We start from the raw sequence: 20,584 nt of genomic DNA, 5'->3' as shown, positions 1-20,584 counted from the left end.
GGTCGACGGTGCCATCGATTATGTGGCGGCCGGGGTGAGCAGCGAGGATTGGGAGGCGTTGTTCGCGATCGATCCCGAGGCGTTGAACGCAGAGGCCGACGATACGGATGTCTTCCTGGCCCGGATGGGCACCAAGGTGCCCGACGCCGTCAAGCGTCAGCATGAGGAGTTCCGCTCCCGCCTCTGAAGACCCGGCGTGGGGACGTCAACGTCGCCGTCCCCACGCCTTCTCCCGGGGGGTGGTGGTTGGCCCCGGGTTTGAGCAGGATTTGAGTTCATTGAAGCCGATCCCGCATCGTCAGCAGACGATGCGGGATTCGTCGCGTTGAGCAGTAGATCCTGCTCAAACCAGCACCCAGCCACAGCCACCGCCCAACCCGGACGGCGTGGGACTGGAGTCTGCTTGAGCGGGTCCTGGTTGGCTCAGATTTGAGCAGGATCCGAGGTTCATTGACGCCCGAGCCGCATCGTCAGCAGACGATGCGGTCGTGGTCCCAATGACTTGCAAATCCTGCTCAAACCAGCACCCAGCCACCGCCCAACCCGGACGGCGACCTACCGGCCGGTCAGCTGAAGTGGACGATGTTGTTGAACAGCCACTGGTTGCTGCTGGCGTAGGTGTAGCCCCCGCCTGGTTTCGCCGTCGCGCTGACGACGGTGGCGTAGATGTAGCTCCGGCAGGCGTTTCTGCCTGTGGCTGGCGTCTTGCACTCGGTCTTCCACTGACGACCTTGGTTCGTCCAGGAGCCAGTCCGTGCCAGGGGGTTGCCCACCCAGAGCGACTCGGCGCTGGGGGTGTAGGTCAGGTTGTTGAACGTCCAACCGGTGACGCGCTGGTACCTGCCGCCCACAACCTGGACGGTGGTGGCGATGATTTCGGTGGTGCAGCGGGAGGTTTGGGAGTAGGGCTCGCAGTTGGTTCGCCAGAGTCGGCCATTGAACTGGTGGTAGCCAGGCGCGGTGTAGATGCTCGACGCCGTCGACGGGGTTGCGATGTAGCCGCGGGTTGTGCCGTTTGCCAGGCGTGCGGTGCCGACGATCTGCCCGGAGGCGTTGATGTCTTCGGCGGTCAGCAGCGTGTAGCCGGAGCGCTGCGCGACCTGGTCGTTGAGGTTGCGGGCGGCGCCGTCGACCCAGACGACGGCCCGGGAATCGCCGTCGACACGGGTGAACGCCGTACCGGCCAGCGTGCCGTTGTTGCTGACGGCAGAGGCGCAGGCGCTGGTGTAGCCGCTGAGGCCGGGGAGACGGGTGGCCGAACCGTTCGCCGTGAACCGGAACGCGGTAAGTGTTGCACTGATCGAGGCACAGCCACCGGACACCCCTGCGTCATTGACGGCCGAGATCGACGCGTGGGCAGCACCGGCAGGGAGCGCGAACCGGGTAGGCACACCGTCGTTCCACAGGACCGGCACGCTCGCGTTACGGTAGGTGGCCGAACCGGCGACCCTGCGTCCGTTGTCGGAGATACCGGCACCTGCCGGAGCGCTCGAGGCCGCCGGCGGGGCGAGTTCCACCTTGGCGGTGGGGCTGGTGGCGATGAACAGGCGGTTGTTGAGGTACTCGATGTTCAGCACCGCCCGCCCATTCTCCGAGATTCGCTTGGCCCTGATGGTGGTGCCGTCGTGCTCGATCTCGGTGGTCGTGTTGCCCGATCGCCAGAACGCGCGGGGGGAGACCATCGCGTAGTTGCCGACGACGACGCCGTTGCCCGAGATGTCGATGGCCTCTTCGCCGGGCCAGTTCATGGAGATGCTGGTGCCGCGCCCCGAACGAGACTTCCACAGGGTCGCCGCGCCGCCGCCGTCGACCGACAGCCCGTCCTGCATGGAGGTGCCCACCACGTCGCCGCGCCTGTTGATGCCGTGGGCCTGCGCGTCGGGGTTGCCGCGGGTCGGTTGGAGCAGCATCACCGCGTAGGTCGTCGGTTCGGCGGCCTGTGCCGACGGTGCCGCGAGCACGGCGCCGCCGAGGAGCAGGGCGCTTGCCACGCCGACGGAAAGGGTCCTCTTCATCATGAACCTCCTGGGAAGCGCCGCCAGCGTCTTCCGGGCAGGAGAGCCGACGACTTACCGATTCAGAGCACGCTAACACCGAACCGTCGGAAGAGACCATCGGATGGTCGAGCCAGCCGGGAATTCCCACACAATCGAGGCGCCGCACGGGCAAAATTGGATGCCAGCCGTGCAGGAGTCAACCGTTTCCCAGGAGGGCTCAGCCGACACCCTCCAGGAGGCAGCCATGGACAGTGAGAACGCAGTTGTCGGCACCGGGACGCTATTGGCAAAACTGCGCGCGACGCCCCAACTCGGGGCCGCCGCGCGGGTCGACCTAGAACCGCTCCGCACGAGCGTCCAGGCCGGTCGCCAGAAGGGCTTCGCCTTCGACGGGAGCCCGCAGTGGTTCCGGGTGCACTCCGAGGCTGCGGCGAGCCCGTGGGACCAGGCCCACGCCCAGGTGGCCGGGCAACTCGGGATCGCCGAGAGCGACGTCCTCTTCGTCGAGCCCGACCTGGAGCAGCGGCTCTACTTCGACGACACCGACGAGTCACGCACGGGTGGGCTGGGGGTCAAGGGCGGCTGCCAGCCGATCCCTCAGGACGGCAGCCACAACAAGGCGGTCGGGGACGGCAACGCCTGGCACCTCGGGGCAAAGTACAGCGAGTTGGGCAAGGCCCGCGACGATGTCGCGTTCAGCGATCCGCGCACGACCGTCGCCCACATCGACACCGGATGGTCACAGCATGAGACCAAACCGAAGTTCCTGGACGAGCAACACCAACGCAACTTCGTCGACTCGGACCGACGAGATGCGCGCGACCCCGACAACTGGGTCTTCCCGCTCGACAACTCCGGCCACGGCACGGGGACGATCAGCATCCTCGCGGGCGGGCAGGTGAGCGCGATCGGGCAGCGGCTCGGCGGCGCCCCCGACGCGAGGGTCGTGCCGCTACGCATCGCCGACAGCGTGGTGCTGTGGCGCACCAGTTCGCTCGCCCAGGCGATCATGTACGCCAGCGACATCGGGTGCCAGGTGGCCACGCTCAGCATGGGTGGCCTCCCATCGCGAGCCTGGGCCGACGCCGTCGACGAGGCCTACGAGTTCGGGCTGTGCATGGTCGCCGCTGCGGGCAACCGCAAGCTCGGAATCCCGCGCGCGATGGTGTGGCCCGCCCGCTACGAAAGGGTTATCGCCGTGGCCGGCGTGATGGCCAACTTCGAGCCCTACGAGAAGCTCGCCGGAGCCATGGAGGGATGTTTCGGGCCGGACAGCGTCAACGCGACGGCGATGGCCGCCTTCACCCCGAACATCCCTTGGGCCCAGTACGGCTGCCCCGAACTCTCCCGGCTAAACGGCGAGGGGACGTCGGCGGCCACCCCGCAGGTCGCCGCGGCCGCCGCGTTGTGGATCGAGAAGTACAAAGCGGTCCTGCCAGACGACTGGCGCAGGGTGGAGGCCGTGCGCCGCGCCCTGTTCACCAGCGCCAAGAAGGCCAACCCCAAGCTCGGGCACGGCATCCTGCAGGCGCGAAGCGCGCTCGCCGTCACCCCGAACCTGAACCTGACCAGGAGCGGCAAGTCGACCCACGACTGGGCGTTGTTCAGGATGCTCACCGGCTTCGCCCTTCAGGCTGGGGCGGTGCGTGAGGAGATGTTCAACCTCGAGCTGGCACAACTGTGGCTCGTCGACCCGGACCTGCACGAGATCCTGCCCGATCCCGCGGCGGCCGAACCTCCTGCGTCCGAGATCTACCGTCGGGTGCTGGACGTCGTGCTTGAGAACCCGGACGCCTCCGCGGCACTCAAGGAACACCTACGGGAACGCTACAGCCAGGTTTCCGGCGGTGAGCCCCCGGCGGCCGCCCCGACCACCCCGACCGACGCGAGAACCCGCGCCGTCCCGAAGTACAGCGAGCCGCCGCAGCCCTCGACCCGACAGCTCAAGGTGTTCGCCAAAGACCCGACGCTGGCCAGCGCGTTCACCACCTCCACCGTCTCCGACGTCACCCTGCGCGTCCCCTGGGAACCCGTCACTTCCACCCCGAAGGGATTCCGGGGCGAGTATCTCGAGGTGGTCGACGACCAGATCGAGCCCGCCGACCCGGCCTCTCCCGGCCTGGATCATCCCTGGCTCCTGGCGCAGGACGGCTGGCCCCCCGCTCCGGGCAACCTCCAGTTCCACCAGCAGATGGTCTACGCGGTGGCCAGCAAGACCATCGAGCAGTTCGAGGTCGCGCTCGGGCGACCCGTGCTCTGGGCCGCGGGTAGGAAGGCTGACAACCGGGACGACGGGGTCTACGTGCCCCGCCTCACCATCAGGCCGCACGCCCTGAACATGGGCAACGCCTACTACGAACCCGCGCAGAGCGCTCTGCTGTTCGGCTCGTTCACCCCGGACGCCTCCCGCAACGCCGCATTCCCCGTCTACACGTGCCTGTCTTACGACATCGTCGCCCACGAGACGACCCACGCGATCCTCGACGGCATGTACAGCCGGTTCACAGAGCCCACCAACGTCGACGTCCTCGCGTTCCACGAGGCGTTCGCTGACATCGTCGCGTTGCTGCAGGGCTTCAGCCTCACAGAGTTGCTCGCGTACGAGATCGGCCACAGCCGTGGCGACCTGCGCTCCGAGACCACCCTCGGGAAACTCGCGATCGAGCTGGGCACCGCGGCCCGTGGCCGGGAGGCGCTGCGTAGCGCGATTGGGCACTCCGAGAACGGTGAGTGGGTGGCGTCGCTGCCCGATCCGGCGCTGCTCGCCGCCACGGAGACGCCCCATGAGCGTGGCGCCATCCTCGTCGCTGCGATATTCGACGCACTCATCGCGATCTACAACTCTCGTACCTCCGACCTGTACCGCATGGCGACGGGCGGCACGGGACGGCTCCCCGATGGTGCCATCCACCCCGACCTCACGAAGAGGCTCGCCTCAGAGGCGTCCAAGGTGGCCAAACAGGTCCTACAGATGTGTCTGCGGGCACTCGACTACCTACCGCCCGTGGACGTCACCTTCTTCGATTTCCTCCGCGCGCTCATCACAGCCGACGCCGAGTACGTCCCCGATGACGCGTACGACTACCGCGTGGCGATCGTTGAGGCGTTCACCAAACGCGGCATCGGGCCGAGCCTCAGCGACGCTGATCCGGGAGGGCTGGTCTCGCTCGACCCCGACGCGATGCGCTGGCCCAGCTATCCCCTCGACCTGACCGATGAGGCTGCCGTGCATTGGGACAAGATCGAGGATGTCCTCAGGTCGTACGCGGAGAAGAGTGTCTACATCCGTGACAGGGAGGAACTGTTCAAGGTGACGAGGGGCTACCGCGTCGCGTTGAACCGCCAGTTCAAGGCGGCCAGCGACGCCTCCGCGCCGTTCCGAGACGCCTTCGGGCTCACGTCGGGTGGTATCGAGGTGCACACGTTGCGGCGGGCGATGCGCTCAAGGCCCAACGGGCGGATCGAACCCGAGCTGATCGTCGGGCTCACGCAGGCACGGCAGGGAAAGGTCGGCGGCGCCACCCTCATCGTGAGCCCGACGCAGTCGATGCACCCGCGCTACCTGATCGTCAAACCGTTCGACGACAAGGCCAGACAGGAAGCGACGGTGCAGTTCCGGGCGGCAAACGAGCGCGACCCGCTGCGCAGCCTGCTCGTGGCGCCGCAGTCCAACACGTTCGCGCTGCTGCATCAGCTCGGACGGTAGCTGCTGACCGGCCCGGCGGTTGAGGCCCGGGAGATCAGCGAAGCGGGGATGACGGCGTCGGCCTGCGCGGTTCGCCCCGCGGCCCGGCTGGCGAGGAGTTCGACGGCCGTGCGGGCGATCGCCGTCGCATCTGGGTCGACGCTGGTGATGGAGGCCCCTGGCACGTGGGTCAGTGAGGTGTTGTCGAAGCCCGCGACCCCGACGTCGACGCCGGCCCGGAGGTCGAGCGACTCGAGTCGGCTCACCACCAGCGAGGCGATCCGGTCGTTGTGGCACACGACCCCGGCCCCGGGCACGAGTAGTTCGTCGAGCCCTTCGATCTGCGTGCCGCCGGCGGAGTCGTGCCTGGCGGTGAGCATGCGGGCGGGCAACCCGGTGGGTTTGAGCGCGTCGAGGTACCCGTCGCGGCGGCTCTGCGACGAGTCGCCCTCGGCGGGGCGGTCGTAGCCGACGAACGAGACGGGCCGGTAGCCGCGTTCCAGCAGATGGTTGGTCACCATGGCGGCGTTGGGACGGTCGTCCGAGCGGACGAGGTCGACGTTCCCGGGGGCCTGGTTGCGGGTGAGCACCACCGTCGGAACGAGGGCTCCGTAGGTCGCGAGAGTGGCCATGTCCAGCAGCGGCGAGAGCAGGATCAGGCCTGCCACCCGGAGTTCGAGGAAGCTCTCGATCGCGGCGACCTCACGGTCTGCGTCCTCCGAGATCGGCACCAGCAGCGGGACGTAACCGCCGTCGTCCGCGGCGGCGCGCAGGGCCTCGGCGACCTCACCGTGGAACAGGTTCGCGAGGCCGGGAAGCACCACGCCGATCAGGTTGGAGCCGTTGCGGGCCAGCGCGCGTGCCGCAGCGTTGGCGCGGTAACCCAGGTCGGCCATCGCCTTCTCCACCGCGGCCCGCCGCTCGGGGGAGACCTTGGGGTCGCCCCGGACGACCAACGACACCAGAGGTCTCGACACCCCGGCCAGGCGCGCGACGTCGGCCTGCGTCGGCCTCTTCGATGTCATTTGGACCTCCTTGCGCAACCGAGTCTAAGACGCGGGCCACGTCGCGTGGCCCGCGCCCGTCAGCGACTCAGTTGTAGAAGGCGGGCTTCTCGATCAGCGTGACGTCGACCTCGCGGCCGTCGTTGTCCAGCGATTCGAGAGCCGCCTCGACCACGGCGGTCGCCGCGTAGCCGTCCCAGGCCGTAGAGCCGGTGTGCTCGCCGCGCTCCACCGCACGGATCCACTGCTGGAACTCCTGGTTGAACGCGTCGTGGAACCGATCGATGTGGCTGCCGCAGATCGCGTTGCGGTTGCCCGCGCCGTCACGCACGACGGTCTTGTTCTGGTCGCCGAGCCGGATCGTGCCCTGCTCCATCACCAGTTCGCACTCGATGGAGTAGCCGAAGCCGATGTTGACGTTGACCTCGTCGTCGATGAGGACGCCCGATTCGGTACGGGCGACCAGCACCAGCGGGTCGGCCAGGTGCTCGAACCGGTGGCTCGTGGAGCGCGGCGTGTCGATGCGGACCTTCACGATCTCCTCACCGAGGAGGTAGCGGCACACGTCGATCTCATGGATCGCGGTGTCGTCGATCATGTTGCGGGTGGTGTAGTTCTCGGGCACCGACGGGTTGCGATGGCGGCAGTGCACCAGGGTCGCGTAGCCGTGATCGCCGGAGACGAGCGCCTTGCGCATCTCCTGGTAGCCCTGGTCGAACCGGCGCATGAAGCCCACGGTGATCAGCTTGCGGCCCGCGGCCTGCTCGGCCTCCAGGATCGCGATCGAATCTTCGATGGTGGTGGCGAGCGGCTTTTCGCACAGCACGTACTTTCCCGCCTGGACGGCGGCGATCACGTCGGGGGCGTGTACCTTGCCGAACGTCGCGATGATGACGGCGTCGACCTCGGGGTCGGCGATCAGCTCCGCTCCGCTGCCGTAGGCTTTGGCGCCGAGGGGCTCTGCGACGGCGCGGGCACCGTCGAGGTTGAGGTCGGCGACCGCGACGACGCGGGCGCCTGCCAGTTCCTGCTCGATGCGCTCGACGTGGGCGCGGCCCATGCCGCCGGCGCCGATGAGTCCGATCTTGACTGTCATTTCGGGGGTTCTCCTGTCTGATTGGTTGGCGTTGGTTACTTGACGCCCAGGCCGCAGTCGGCCAGGTACTCGCGCATCAGGATCGCGTTGGGCTTGGGGAAGTCGGTGGGGCAGGGGTAGCAGTCCTGCTCACAGATGCAGTAGATGTCCTTGTCAAGGTCGGCCAGCGCCTCGACGAAGGCGTGCATCTCGGGCAGGCCCGCCGGCGGGCGGACGGAAGCGCCCTTTGCGACGGCTTCGCCGAACGGCCAGTCCTTCTCGTGGGCCTCACGGGTGATGGCCTCGTCGAAGGCCTTGATGTGGACATACGTGATGCGCTCGGGGTACTTCTTGACCAGTTCGACGGGGTCGCCGCCGCCGTAGACGATGTGGCCGGAATCGAGGCAGAGGTTCACGTAGTTCGGGTCCGTCGCCTCGAAGATGCGGGCGATCTCGTCCGGGGTCTCGATGTGCGAATCGCCGTGGGGGTGCAGCACCATCTTCAGGCCGTAGTCGTCGAGGAGCAGCTTGCCGAGCCGGTCAGCGTTGCTGACGTAGAGATTCCACGCCTTGTCGGAGAGCACCCGGTCGTCGGTCCACTCCCAGGTTTTGTCGTCGCGGTACAGCGGTGGGAGATGGACGATGTACTCGGCGCCGACGGCGGCGTGGGTCTCGGCGATGGCGCGGAAGGTCGCCTCGGTCTCGGCCCAGGCCTCCTCCTTGTGCAGGATGCCCCAGCCGGTGCCGGCGACAACGCGCAGGCCGAACTCGTCGGTCCAGCGCTTCAGTTCCTTGGGGTCCTTCGGGAAGTAGCCGAACGGGCCGGTCTCGATGACCTCGAACCCGGCCTCGGCCATCTCCTGCATGGCGCGGCGGGGGTCCATCTGCTTGGGGTCTTCGGGGAACCAGACGCCCCACTGATCGGGGCAGACGCCGATGGTGAGCTTCGAGAACCTGGGGTCGAGGGTGTTGACGGCCTTTGAGGTCATGGGTCTCTCTCTTCTTTGAGGATGTCCACGCGTTAGCGCGCGCTAAAAGAAGATTAGCACGCGCTACTTCGTTTGTGAAGTGATTTGTCATGACTTTTCGGTTCGAGCTGGATCGAAGCAGAAGCAGGCCACCTGGTTGTCCATATTCAGATGTTGGGGTGTCAGATCGCCCGATCCGGTGCGCCGCAGCCGTGGCATGGTTTGGCGTCTGCCACCTAGAGTGGCCACTCAAGGCCACGATGCGGAGGAAGTCATCATGCAAGGCAAATTCAAAGCCGCAGTAACGGCGGCCCGCGCCGGGACCTTCCTGGCTCTGCTCGTTTCGCTCGTCACTGTCTTCCTGGGGATGACGGTCGTCGGGGCACAGGCCGACGAAGGAAACGACGCCGTCAGAGGCAAGTCGTTCGTGATCGCCACGGATACGACGTTCGCGCCGTTCGAGTTCCGCGACGCCTCGGGTGAGTTGACCGGGATCGACATGGACCTGATCCGGGAGATCGCCGAGAGGCAGGGCTTCACCGTCGACATCAAGGCGCTCGGGTTTGACGCGGCGCTGCAGGCCGTCACGTCGGGGCAGGCCGACGGGGTGATCGCGGGGATGTCGATCACCGACGAGCGCAAGGCGGTGTTCGACTTCTCCAATCCCTATTTCTCGTCCGGGGTGCAGATGGCCGTGAAGGCCGACGACGACACCATCGCCAGCTACGAGGACCTGCGGGGAAAGACGGTGGTTGCCAAGACCGGGTCTGAGGGGCTCAGGTTCGCCGAGTCGATCGCGGAGCAGCACGGCTTCACCGTCAAGGCCCTCGACAAGGCCGACACGATGTATGCCGAGGTGACGTCCGGCAACGCGGTGGCGGTGTTCGACGACTATCCAGTGCTGGCCTATGGCATCGACCAGGGCAACGGGCTGAAGGTCGTCACCCCGAAGGAACAGGGCTCCAGCTACGGCTTCGCCGTCCTCAAGGGCAACAATCCGGAGTTGCTGGCCGCGTTCAACTCGGGGCTCGCCGAGCTGAAGGCCGATGGCACCTACCACGACATCCTGGTGGACTACCTCGGCACCAACGCGCCGGCCGAGGACACCCAGGTCGAGGGGGTCGAGGGCAGGACGTTCGTGATCGCCACCGATACGACGTTCGCGCCGTTCGAGTTCCGCGACGCCTCGGGTGAGTTGGTCGGGATCGACATGGACCTGATCCGGGAGATCGCCGAGAGGCAGGGCTTCACCGTCGACATCAAGGCGCTCGGCTTCGACGCGGCGCTGCAGGCCGTCACGTCGGGGCAGGCCGACGGGGTGATCGCCGGGATGTCGATCACCGACGAGCGCAAGGCGGTGTTCGACTTCTCCGACCCCTACTTCGACTCCGGCGTCCAGATGGCCGTGAAGGCCGACGACGACACCATCACCAGCTACGAGGACCTGCGGGGAAAGACGGTGGTCGCCAAGACCGGTTCTGAGGGGCTCAGGTTCGCCGAGTCGATCGCGGAGCAGTACGGCTTCACCGTCAAGGCCCTCGACAAGGCCGACACGATGTATGCCGAGGTGACGTCGGGCAACGCGGTGGCGGTGTTCGACGACTATCCGGTGCTGGCCTACGGCATCAACCAGGGCAACGGACTGAAAATCGTCACCCCGAAGGAACAGGGCTCCAGCTACGGTTTCGCCGTCCTCAAGAGCAGCAACCCGGAACTGCTGGCCGCGTTCAACGCCGGGCTCTCCGGCATGAGGACCGACGGCACCTATCAGCAGATCCTCGACAACTACCTCAATGCGCCCGAGGGTGATTCGGGCACGCTGTCGTTCTGGGAGTTGCTCGTCGAGAGCTTCCCGGCCCTCATGAAGGGCCTCGGCATGACCCTGATCGCCACCGCGTTGTCGCTGGCGTTCGCGTCGGCGCTAGGGGTGGTGTTCGGCTTCCTGAAGGTGAGCGGAAAGAAGGTGCTGCAGGCGATCGCAAGCACCTATGTGGCGATCTTCCGGGGCACACCACTGCTGGTGCAGGCATTCTTCTTCTACTTCGGTCTGCCAGCCGCGCTCGGCACGCAGATAGACGTGTTCACCGCCGGCGTGCTGACGCTGTCGCTCAACGCCGGCGCATACATGACCGAGATCGTCCGAGGCGGCATCCAGTCGGTCGACCTCGGCCAGATGGAGGCGTCACGGTCGCTCGGGCTCAACTGGATGCAGTCCATGCGCAAGATCATCGTGCCGCAGGCCGTCAAGATCATGACGCCGTCGTTCATCAACCAGTTCGTCATCACCTTGAAGGACACGTCGCTGCTGGCCGTCCTCGGGTTCGCCGAACTGACCTATCAGGGCCAGCAGATCATCGCCCGCAACTTCCGCAGCTTCGACATGTGGCTCATCGTCGGCGCGCTGTACTTCATCGTCATCTTCGCGTTGACGAACCTGTCAAACGTCATCGATAGGAGGATCAACAAGTGAGCACGACAAAGGCCGACCCGATCATCGAGGTCGACGATCTGCACAAGTCCTTCGGGGCGAACGAGGTACTCAAGGGCATCTCCACCACCGTCCGCCAAGGGGAGGTCGTCGCCGTCATCGGCCCGTCAGGATCAGGCAAATCGACGTTCCTGCGGTGCCTCAACCTGTTGGAGGCTGTGACGTCTGGCACGGTGAAGGTCGAGGGGGTGGACCTCACCGACGCGAAGACCGACATCAACCAGGTGCGGCAGAAGATCGGCATGGTCTTCCAGCACTTCAACCTTTTCCCGCACAAGACCGTTACTGAGAACATCACCCTCGCGCCCGTCATGCTGGGGCGGATGAACTCGAAGCAGGCGGCCGAACGGGCCTCGGAGCTGCTGGGGCAGGTCAAGCTGTCGGACAAGGCGGACGCGCGCCCGGCACAGCTCTCGGGTGGGCAGAAGCAGCGCGTCGCGATCGCCCGGGCGTTGGCGATGAAACCCGACATCATGCTGTTCGACGAGCCCACGTCGGCTCTCGACCCCGAGATGGTCGGCGAGGTGCTCGACGTGATGAAGTCGCTCGCGGCCGAGGGCATGACGATGGTGGTGGTGACCCACGAGATGGGGTTCGCCCGGGAGGTCAGCGACCGGTTGCTGTTCATGGCGGACGGCCTCATCGTCGAGGAGGGCGACCCGCGCGAGATCCTGGCCAACCCTCAGGAGCCGAGGACGAAGGACTTCTTGTCGAAGGTGTTGTGACGGGCGGCCTCCGTGCGCTGGCGGGGCGGAGGTTCTGCTCTGGCAGGGTGCGGTTTTCGTGTTCTGGCTGGGCGGTGGTCAGTCCGCGGGGCGTCGCCGGGTCGCCTTGGTCTCGGCGCGTCGTCGCTTCGATGAGAGTCGCCTCTCGACCGACCCCCTCGTCGGGCGGGTGGCGCGTCGCTTGGGCGGTGGGGGAGCCAGCGCCTCGCGCAGGATGGCGGCCAGGCGGGCCCTTGCGGCCTCGCGGTTCCGGTGCTGTGAGCGCTGTTCCGACGAGTCGACGGTCAGCACCGTGCCCACGAGCCGATGCTTCAGACGTCGGGTCGCCCGGAGTCGCTGGGTATCGGTCAGGGCCGTGGTTGTGGAGAGGTCGAATGAAAGCTGCACTCTGCTGTCGGTGGTGTTGACGCCTTGGCCGCCCGGCCCTGACGACCGGGCGAAGCGCTCGGTGAGTTCGGCCGACGGGATGACCAGGCCGTCGGGTAACCCGGGGCCGGGGTCGAGCGTCAGGTCTTTCATGGGTAACAGTCTAGGAAGAGTCGATCCACAGGTGCGGAAGGATATCCACTGCTGCCCACACAGTTGTCCACAGGGTTGTCAACACTGGGGATAATTACATAGCTGTCGTTCAGCGGGTCGGCTGGGCCGGGGGTCGTCACCGGTTCGCCGCGGTTACCTGTGGTTCGACGTCGTCACCTGGGGTTTGTCGCGGTTACCTGGGGTCTTTCGCGTTACCTGCTGTATTTCGCTGGTGTCTGGCTATTTCGCTGGTGACGGGCGGACGTCTGGGCCGGGCCGGTGGCGGGGCCCCGAGGAGCTGGACTGGCGACGGCGACCTGACAAGCTCGACGGCGTCCCTGCGGGCCGGGGTGCTGGCCGCAGGGTTTGAGCACTATCCCGCACTCGATCGCCGACACGCCGCAACCAGGCGTCATTTCGGCAAACGAACCCGGATTAGTGCTCAACGCCCCCACCTGACCCGGCGGCCCCGAAACGAACCCGGATTAGTGCTCAACGCCCCCACCTGACCCGGCCCCGAAACGAACCCTGAATAGTGCTCAACGCCCCACCCGACCCGGCACCGCGTCATCGACGGTGGAGTGATACCGTTTGGTGCCCATTCGCGGGGCAGCCGAGGCTCGGAGGAACAACAAGTGGCGGGTGCAGCAGTCGTGGAGATCCAGACGACCCGACCCCCAACAAACCCGAAGCCCTACCTCTACGGCGTGCAAGGGCTCCGCACAGTCGCGGCCCTCATGGTCGCCGTCTATCACATCTGGTTCCATCGGGTCTCCGGCGGTGTCGACGTCTTCTTCGTCGTAGCGGGGTACTTCGCCACAGCGTCCATGGCCAAGATCGTGACGCAACCCGAAAGCAGGCAGCGTCTGGCTGGCGTCGGGGCCTACCTCCTGCGGACGGCGAGGCGCGTCGTGCCCTCGGCCACCGTGGTGATCGTCGCGACGGTGGGGGCGTCCATCCTGCTCATGTCGCCCTCCCTGTGGGAGGCAAACATCGCTCACGGCTACGCCAGCATGTTCTTCTTCGAGAACTGGCACCTCATCAGCGAGGGCAACGACTATCTCGCGAACGACCTCAGCGCCTCGCCATTCCAACAGTTCTGGGCGTTGGCCATCCAGGTCCAGTCCTATGTCATTTTTCCCCTCCTAGCGCTGATCGCGGCGGCGATGGCACGGCTCCTTCGCACGGCCTATCGCCGGGCACTGCTCGTGGTGGCCGGGGTGGTCTTCGCCGCCTCGCTCACGTTCTCGGTCTACTTCACCTCGGTCAACCAGGCGGCGGCCTACTTCCACCTGGGGAGCAGGTTCTGGGAGTTCCTCGCAGGCGCTCTGCTGGCCGTGGCCCTCGGACGGCTCGCGACGCGACCGGTATCGTTCCAGGCGCAGCGTCTCCTCAGCGTCCTCGGGTGGGCAGGGTTGGCCGTGATCGTGTCGTTCGCCGCGGTCGTCGACGCGTCGCAGCTGCTCCCCGGCTTCGTCGCCCTGGTGCCGGTCGGCGCCGCCGCCGCAATCATCGTCTCGGCCCGGTTCGGGGCCGAACCTGGAGTCCTGAAGGCGCGGCCGTTGCTCTGGTTCGCCGACTCGTCGTTCGCCTTCTACCTGTGGCACTGGCCGATCCTGGTCACCTACCAGCAGCAGTTCGGCAGAGACGTCTCGCTCCCGGCAGGCATGGCGATCCTGTTCGTGTCCGCGGTGCTCGCCGTGGTGACGACCAAGTTCGTCGAGCAGCCGATCCGCTCAGCGGCGCTCCTCAAACGCTCCGCCGTCGCTTCCATCCTCGCGATCCTGCTCCTGTTGGCACCTTCGTTCGCCAGCCTCATAGCGTGGGGGTGGATGGCTGAAACCCGCGAGTCACAGGATTGGGCCGCCGTCGAGGCGGTGCTCGTAGGCAACGACCCGGAGCCCGGCAGCTACGTGCCGTCGACGCTGATCGCCCGGCAGGATCTCGTCGCCGCATACGCCATGGAATGCCAGCAGGGCACCAGGCCGGCCGAGGTGATCGAATGCGAGTGGGGAGCGACAGATTCGTCCCGCACCGTCGCGTTGGTGGGCGGCTCCCACGACACCCAGTGGATCGACGCCATCGCCGCCATCGCCGAAGAGCGCGACCTCCGCCTGATCTCGATCACCAAAGGAGCCTGCCCGTTCGGCGACGTCCTCAACTCAGGCATGGAACTGCACCCCTCGTGTCCGCAGTGGATCGAACAGGTCACCGAGCGACTCATCGACGACCCGCCCGAACTGGTGATCACCACCGCCACACGAACCACGGACAAAGTGGAGGAGGTTCCCGAATGGAAGATGACGCAGGTCGGCCAATTGCTCGATGCCGGAATCCCCGTCCTCGGCGTCAGGGACAACCCGAGCTTCGGCTTCCAACCGTTGAGTTGCCTGGAGAACATGGGCGCCGACGCATGCTACGTTCCCCGGGCCGACGGGTTATCGGCGGATCTGCTGGTGCCGGACCTTCCCGGTTTCACCTTCCTGGACATGGCTGACGAATACTGCGACGAGGAGGTCTGCCCCGTCGTCGACGAGGGAATCACCACATCCTGGGACGGCAACCACCTCACCCGCACCTGGACGATGCTGAACTCGGAGAAGTTCGCCCAGGCGATCGACGACCTCCTGCCCCAGTAGCCCGCCTGTTCAGGGGCACGCGCCAAACAGGTCGAGCAGCCCCGCCATGCCCGGGTACCTGGTACCCGAGGCGCCGATGTCCCCGGCCTTGCAGGACGCGACCTCCCGGCCCAGCGAGGAGTCCATGGACGTCCGGCTGGCCCTCGACAGGACCCAGCCCATCGGGGCCTCGACCGCGGACTGGCTGTCCTGGGCCACGACGAACACCTTCGTCGCTTCGACGTTGACCCGGCCGACCGACAAGGCTGCCGCCCGCTGGAGCCATGCGGTGGGGGACTTCTGGGTGCCTCCCGCGACGAGGGCCCCCAGCGGCGGGACCAGTAGCTCCGGGTGCGTCTCGGGCGGTGCACTGGTGCGGTCGTCGGGCAGCCCGTTGTCCAGATACACGAGGATCGGCAGCACGGGCAACTCGGTGCGATCCCCCTTCACCTCCGCCAACAACCGCGGCGCCACGTCGACCAGCGACCCCAGCCCGCTGCCCTCCGCGTACCCGCCGTCGATCAGCTGCCCCACTGGGGCGGCGCCGCAGGGCCCGACCACGGCCGACGGCGTGACATACGGAAAGCGGGCAGACAGCATGGCGGCGGTCGACAGCCGAAGACCCGTCGGGCACTCCTGGGAGTTGCCGAGGTAGGAACGGAAGTCGCGGCTGTACGGCAAGGGGGCAGCCGCGTCCGCGCAGAGGGCAGCCCCGCCGTCGCCGACCTCCAGTTGGGTCACCAGAACCCGGCAACCCGACGTCGCGTCGGTGGAGTTCAGGATCAGCGGTGCGGGCAGCGCGTCGCTCAACGGTGGGCCGTAGAAGTTCGTGCCCAGGCCGGGTATGGCCTGCTCCCAAGCCACCTCCATGAGGCCGGCGCGGTCGAGCCACCGCCCGTCCACCGGGGCGGCCACCCCGGTGACCGTGTTCGCCGGGTCGCGGACGAGCAGGCCGAGGGTGGCCTGAGCCAGAGCGTCGTCACCGCCCATGCGCCACACGGCCTCACCGGCCCCTCCGGTCTTGCTCGCACGTGCGGTCGCCAACCCGACGGAACCGCCACTGACCCCCGAAGCGACTGCGATGGCGTCGACCCCGCAGCGTGTCTCCCTCGCGAGCACGTCGAGTGCAGCTGCGGTCCAGTAGGCGGCTCGGATTCCGCCGCCTTCCGAGGCCAGGAGGATCAGGGGCCGGAACTGCTTTCCATCGACCTCGACGGTGCAGCCCTCCGTACGGCTCTTCCAACCGTCGACGGCGACCTCGAAGGTCATCCCCGCCGTCGGCTGTTGCCCGCCTTCGCGCAATCCGTGGACCTCCGGGGTGCTGCCACCGAGCCCCGCGGCCAGCACCGCAGCGAGCAACAGTGTCACCACCGGCGTCTCCCTGAGCCGCAGCTTCCCCGTCCAGAACACATCCGGCGGAGCCCACAGCGCATGCAGCGCGGCCGACGCGCCGACCAGGAGGATGAGGTTGCCGAGCGCGAACATCACCGACCCGAGCGCACCGAGGGCGTTACCCAAGTGAACCGGCCATAGCGCGAGGGCGGCAAGGCAGGCGGTGCTGAGCAGGATGGAGACCCAGGCGAGCTGCCACGGACGCCTCTGCTCGCGTGCTGCGGGTGGCCGGGCATCGACGGCGTCGTCTGCGGAGCGGTGGAGGCCGGCCCCTTCGCCTGGCTTGATGAGCTCGTTCACCAACGGGATCAGGCGACCGAATCGCTCAAGCACCCGAATGCCCACCAGCCAGATCGCCAGGGCCCCGGCAAGGCCCAGCAGCGGCATGACCCGCTGCACGGCGTTGCCTTCGGGTGCGAACACCATGACGGTGCAGGACCGCACGAGCCCCAGCGAGGCCCCGACGAGCCCGGCAAGGGCCAGGAGGTCCCCGGCCCGCCAGATCTCGGAGAGCGGAAGATCGCTGGGAAGTCGAGGCGGCACGGTCGCTTGGCCACGTCGCCGGACGATCCAGGACGAAACGACGATGGAAAGTGGAACCGCGCAGAAGAGGATCAGGGGTCCGAAGCGGACCTCACCGCCGAGCGCGGTGGCGACGACGGCCGCGACGCCGACCACGACCGGCCCGTACAGCCACTGCCGCAGGATCGTGCGTGGGAGAGGCCCCGGATCCTCCACTCGTCGGATGGCCTCGTCGGTGAACAGCCTGCCGAGCACGAACACCCCGAAGGTGACGGCGCCGAGCAGCAGCGTCGCGACCAGGGCGTGGGTCGGACCCTGCCAGCCGCGGTCGCCCAACTCGAACCAGGCACGCTGGATGTCCGGCAACTGGTCGAAGATGCCGGCCCCCGGAACGAGCGCCAACGCCACCACTGGAAGGACGGCAAGCAGCGAGAACCGCTGCTGGTAGAAGGCTCGGAGCCACCTCACCAACTTCTCCCGCCCCTTCGGGGTGCCGAAGACGGCGTAGAGCAGGGGCCCGAGGGCCAGGAACAGCGCGAGCCATTTGATCGAGGTGGCCACCGCGACTGCGCTGGCCAACCAACCGTTCATGGGCTCATCCGGAGACCCGTTCAGCACCAGGATGACCAGCAGCGCGTCCTCGACGAGGTCTGCCCCGGCGGCGGCCCACGCCATCCACGGCCGTGGGCGGGTCAACACCTTGAACGGTGCCATCTCGCCGACGACACCGGAGTCGGCCACCCGCGCGAGAAGGCCATAGAACAGCAACGCGTAGGCCACGAGGAAGATGAGATCGGCGGCCGTGAACGCGAGCACGAGGCCGTGGGCACTCTGGTCGAGGCGGTGCAGCGTCAGCCACGGATAGGATTCGCCCGTCGGGAGAGGGACGGGCGACCGTAGGCTGCTGGCGTCGATCATGCTCGCGGTGTAGCCGACCCCGGCGCGCCCGATCAACCGGTCGATCTCGATCATCACGATGGCCATCGCCGTCACCAGCGTCGTGAGTATCAACTCCCGCTTCGGCAGTTGCCGGTAGATGTCCTGCGCGGTCATGCGCAATTCTCACCCGGCCTACCGACGGGTGGACCCGTTTCCTGATTTCGCTCGGTGTAAGGGGGGTTGGCTTGAGGTCGGGCCCCGCGTAGGTTTCACTCATGAAGCTGTCTTTAGCGATGCTCGCCAAGTTCAACGACCAGATCACCTTGGAGTTCGCCTCCTCGATGGCCTACCGCCAACTTGCTATCGAGATGGATGTACAGGACCTGCCAGGCATGGCGCTCTGGCTGCGACACCAGGCCGACGAAGAGGTCGTGCATGCAAACAAGTTCATCGATCACGTCGTCGACCGCGACGACCATCCGACGATCGGGAGCGTCGCCGCGCCCGACGTGAGGGCAGGCTCGACCCCGTCCGAGGTGTTCTCTGCGGCGCTCAGGCACGAGCAGGTGGTGTCTGAATCCATCCGTAACCTGTACCGGGCCGCCGAGGCCGAGGGCGACATCGATTCCCGTCCGCTGCTCAACTGGTTCGTCGATGAGCAGATCGAGGAGGAATCCACGGTCAACGAGATCCTGGCGCGGATCAGGCTCGTGGGTTCCGACGGGCCCGGGCTGCTGCGTCTCGATGAGGAACTCGGCTCCAGACCGGCCGGGAGCACCGAGAACACCGGGCGCTGAACCCCGGCCGGGTAGCAGACCCGGAGTCTTCCCGACCCGACCCGATGGGGCTCTCATTGTTCTCAATTGGGTCACGCTCTGCGGTGGAGCTGATGGACCTGCTTGTCAGCGGGTAGATTCGGGCCATGCAGGGCCGCGAACCGAGGCTGTGGGAGAAATTGTTGCCCGGGGTCGTGGTCCTGCGCGGCTACGAACGGTCCTGGCTTCGGGGCGACCTGGTCTCAGGTGTCACCGTGGCCGCCTACCTGATTCCCCAGGTGATGGCCTACGCCGTCATCGCGGGCCTGCCTGCGGTCGTCGGCCTTTGGGCGGTCCTTGCCCCGATGGTGATCTACGCGGTGCTTGGCACCTCGCGCCAATTGTCGATCGGGCCGGAGTCGACGACCGCCCTGATGACCGCGGCCGGGGTCGGCGCGCTCGTGGCGAGCGCAGGAGGGGCAGCGCAATACGCAGAGGTCGCGGCCATGATGGCCATCGCGGTGGGCGTCGTGTGCATCGTCGGATGGGCGCTGCGGCTCGGGTTCTTGGCGGCGTTGCTGTCGCGTCCTGTGCTGATCGGCTACATGGCGGGCATCGCGGTGATGATGATCGTCAGCCAGTTGGGCAAGGTGACGAAGATCGAGGTCACGGGCGACGACACGCTTGGCGAGGTCGTCGATTTCGCCACCCGGTTGGGCGAGACACACGTGCCGACGATGTTGATGTCCTTGGTTGTGTTGGCCCTGCTGTTTCTGTCCTGGCGTCTGCTACCGCGGGCGCCCGGACCGCTGATCGTCTTGCTAGGGGCCGCGGCGGTGGTCGCGGTCTTGGGCCACGAGCGTCTCGGGCTCGACGTGGTGGGGGAGGTTCCCGCGGGCCTGCCGACTCCCCGGTTCCCCGGCCTTGGCGACCTGACGGTGTGGGCGCTGCTTCCGGCGGCGGTGGGCATCGCGGTGGTTGGCTACTCCGACAACGTGCTGACCAGCCGGGCATTCGCGGCCAAGCGGGACGAACACATCGACCCGGGCCAGGAACTGCTGGCCCTTGGCTCGGCCAACATCGCGTCCGGCATCTTCCAGGGGTTTCCCGTCTCGTCGAGTGGTTCCCGTACCGTGCTTGGCGACTCCGTGGGTTCCCGCACCCAACTTCATTCGCTCGTCGCGGTGCTGTGCGTCGTGGCGTGCCTGCTGTTCGCCGGTCCGGTGCTGTCCTCCTTCCCGGATGCAGCCCTCGGGGCCCTTGTCATCTACGCGGCGGTCAGGCTGATCTATGTGGGTGAGATCCGAAGGATCGCGAGGTTCCGGCGAAGTGAATTGATCCTCACGCTGCTGACGACGGTCTGCGTGGTGGCGTTCGGGGTGCTGGTCGGGGTCGGGATCGCGGTCGGGCTCTCCCTGCTGGACCTTATCCGCCGGATGGCCCGCGCGCACGACGGCATCCTCGGCTACGTGCCGGGGGTTCCGGGGATGCACGACGTCGACGACTATCCGGATGCGGTTCAGGTGCCAGGCCTGGTCGTCTACCGCTACGATTCGCCGCTGTTCTTCGCCAACGCAGAGGACTTCCTCACCCGCGCCGAGGCGGCTGTCGACGACGCCGCCGCACCCGTCAGGTGGTTCCTGATGAACGCGGAGGCCAACGTCGAGGTGGACTTGACCGCCGTCGACATTCTGGAGCAGCTCCGGCAGCGGCTGGCGATCCGCGGGATCGTCTTCGCTATGGCGCGTGTCAAACAGGATCTGCAGGTCCAGCTCGACGCGGCCGGGTTCGCTGACGAGGTCGGGCAGGACCGAATCTTCGCGACCCTCCCGACCGCGGTGCGCGCCTATGCCGATTGGCACTGTCGAGAACTCGGCGAACCGCCGCCTGGGTTGCCGGAAGAGGTCGCCCCTCACTGACACGCTTGGGCGACCGGAGCGCCATCTGGAACGCGCAG

13 protein-coding genes are annotated in these 20,584 nt (G+C 67.0%); 7 read left to right on the top strand and 6 right to left on the bottom strand.

What is annotated here, in order from left to right; all coding sequences use genetic code 11:
* The coding region (locus tag BUC15_RS19940; protein WP_175558310.1) for a hypothetical protein at positions 1–187 on the top strand (187 nt) is incomplete at its 5' end.
* Between the two features lie 379 nt (positions 188–566).
* Here BUC15_RS19940 and BUC15_RS11375 read toward each other — a convergent pair.
* Positions 567–2,018 (bottom strand): hypothetical protein, encoded by a 1,452-nt coding sequence (locus BUC15_RS11375; RefSeq protein ID WP_139280229.1) that lies wholly within the window; start codon positions 2,016–2,018, stop codon positions 567–569.
* Positions 2,019–2,241: 223 nt separating this feature from the next.
* Here BUC15_RS11375 and BUC15_RS11370 point away from each other — a divergent pair, with 223 nt between their 5' ends.
* Positions 2,242–5,703 carry a S8 family serine peptidase gene (locus BUC15_RS11370; protein ID WP_175558309.1) on the top strand — a complete coding sequence of 1,154 codons (3,462 nt, stop codon included), beginning with the start codon at positions 2,242–2,244 and terminating at the stop codon, positions 5,701–5,703.
* Here BUC15_RS11370 and BUC15_RS11365 read toward each other — a convergent pair.
* The 3 genes from BUC15_RS11365 to BUC15_RS11355 all read right to left on the bottom strand — a co-directional run bounded on the left by BUC15_RS11365 (position 5,688) and on the right by BUC15_RS11355 (position 8,750).
* Positions 5,688–6,707: a LacI family DNA-binding transcriptional regulator gene (locus BUC15_RS11365; RefSeq protein ID WP_073188326.1), complete on the bottom strand. Its 1,020-nt coding sequence runs from the start codon at positions 6,705–6,707 to the stop codon at positions 5,688–5,690. The genes BUC15_RS11370 and BUC15_RS11365 overlap by 16 nt on opposite strands.
* A gap of 67 nt (positions 6,708–6,774) precedes the next feature.
* Positions 6,775–7,782 (bottom strand): Gfo/Idh/MocA family protein, encoded by a 1,008-nt coding sequence (locus BUC15_RS11360; protein ID WP_073188324.1) that lies wholly within the window; start codon positions 7,780–7,782, stop codon positions 6,775–6,777.
* Between the two features lie 35 nt (positions 7,783–7,817).
* Positions 7,818–8,750 (bottom strand): sugar phosphate isomerase/epimerase family protein, encoded by a 933-nt coding sequence (locus tag BUC15_RS11355; RefSeq protein ID WP_073188321.1) that lies wholly within the window; start codon positions 8,748–8,750, stop codon positions 7,818–7,820.
* Between the two features lie 256 nt (positions 8,751–9,006).
* On the opposite strand from BUC15_RS11355, the gene BUC15_RS11350 reads away from it, so the two are divergent.
* Both BUC15_RS11350 and BUC15_RS11345 read left to right on the top strand, forming a co-directional pair.
* Positions 9,007–11,199, top strand: a complete 2,193-nt coding sequence (locus BUC15_RS11350) for an amino acid ABC transporter substrate-binding protein/permease (RefSeq protein ID WP_073188318.1) — start codon at positions 9,007–9,009, stop codon at positions 11,197–11,199.
* Positions 11,196–11,942, top strand: coding sequence for an amino acid ABC transporter ATP-binding protein (locus tag BUC15_RS11345; protein WP_073188316.1), 747 nt, complete (start codon positions 11,196–11,198; stop codon positions 11,940–11,942). The genes BUC15_RS11350 and BUC15_RS11345 overlap by 4 nt, the downstream gene beginning before the upstream one ends.
* A gap of 78 nt (positions 11,943–12,020) precedes the next feature.
* On the opposite strand, the gene arfB is transcribed toward BUC15_RS11345, so the two are convergent.
* Positions 12,021–12,461, bottom strand: coding sequence for an alternative ribosome rescue aminoacyl-tRNA hydrolase ArfB (arfB, locus tag BUC15_RS11340; RefSeq protein WP_073188314.1), 441 nt, complete (start codon positions 12,459–12,461; stop codon positions 12,021–12,023).
* A gap of 635 nt (positions 12,462–13,096) precedes the next feature.
* Between arfB and BUC15_RS11335 the strand changes: the two genes are divergently transcribed.
* Positions 13,097–15,100, top strand: a complete 2,004-nt coding sequence (locus BUC15_RS11335; protein WP_073188312.1) for an acyltransferase family protein — start codon at positions 13,097–13,099, stop codon at positions 15,098–15,100.
* A 9-nt stretch (positions 15,101–15,109) separates the two neighbouring features.
* On the opposite strand, the gene BUC15_RS11330 is transcribed toward BUC15_RS11335, so the two are convergent.
* Positions 15,110–18,046: a hypothetical protein gene (locus BUC15_RS11330; protein ID WP_073188310.1), complete on the bottom strand. Its 2,937-nt coding sequence runs from the start codon at positions 18,044–18,046 to the stop codon at positions 15,110–15,112.
* A gap of 101 nt (positions 18,047–18,147) precedes the next feature.
* On the opposite strand from BUC15_RS11330, the gene BUC15_RS11325 reads away from it, so the two are divergent.
* Both BUC15_RS11325 and BUC15_RS11320 read left to right on the top strand, forming a co-directional pair.
* Positions 18,148–18,669 carry a ferritin gene (locus tag BUC15_RS11325; RefSeq protein WP_073188308.1) on the top strand — a complete coding sequence of 174 codons (522 nt, stop codon included), beginning with the start codon at positions 18,148–18,150 and terminating at the stop codon, positions 18,667–18,669.
* 125 nt (positions 18,670–18,794) lie between these two features.
* Positions 18,795–20,546 carry a SulP family inorganic anion transporter gene (locus tag BUC15_RS11320; protein ID WP_073188306.1) on the top strand — a complete coding sequence of 584 codons (1,752 nt, stop codon included), beginning with the start codon at positions 18,795–18,797 and terminating at the stop codon, positions 20,544–20,546.
* Positions 20,547–20,584: the final 38 nt, after the last annotated feature.

Source organism: Tessaracoccus bendigoensis DSM 12906, assembly GCF_900141915.1.
GTDB lineage: Bacteria > Actinomycetota > Actinomycetes > Propionibacteriales > Propionibacteriaceae > Arachnia > Arachnia bendigoensis.
Note: the sequence above shows the minus strand (reverse complement) of the source record. Positions and strands in the feature narration are given on the sequence as shown.

Coding starts and splice junctions, on each gene's coding strand:
- BUC15_RS11320 (WP_073188306.1), top strand. CDS start 18,795: ATGCAGGGCCGCGAACCGAGGCTGTGGGAGAAATTGTTGCCCGGGGTC.
- BUC15_RS11360 (WP_073188324.1), bottom strand. CDS start 7,782: ATGACAGTCAAGATCGGACTCATCGGCGCCGGCGGCATGGGCCGCGCC.
- BUC15_RS11330 (WP_073188310.1), bottom strand. CDS start 18,046: ATGACCGCGCAGGACATCTACCGGCAACTGCCGAAGCGGGAGTTGATA.
- BUC15_RS11325 (WP_073188308.1), top strand. CDS start 18,148: ATGAAGCTGTCTTTAGCGATGCTCGCCAAGTTCAACGACCAGATCACC.
- BUC15_RS11350 (WP_073188318.1), top strand. CDS start 9,007: ATGCAAGGCAAATTCAAAGCCGCAGTAACGGCGGCCCGCGCCGGGACC.
- BUC15_RS11375 (WP_139280229.1), bottom strand. CDS start 2,018: ATGATGAAGAGGACCCTTTCCGTCGGCGTGGCAAGCGCCCTGCTCCTC.
- BUC15_RS11365 (WP_073188326.1), bottom strand. CDS start 6,707: ATGACATCGAAGAGGCCGACGCAGGCCGACGTCGCGCGCCTGGCCGGG.
- BUC15_RS11370 (WP_175558309.1), top strand. CDS start 2,242: ATGGACAGTGAGAACGCAGTTGTCGGCACCGGGACGCTATTGGCAAAA.
- BUC15_RS11355 (WP_073188321.1), bottom strand. CDS start 8,750: ATGACCTCAAAGGCCGTCAACACCCTCGACCCCAGGTTCTCGAAGCTC.
- arfB (WP_073188314.1), bottom strand. CDS start 12,461: ATGAAAGACCTGACGCTCGACCCCGGCCCCGGGTTACCCGACGGCCTG.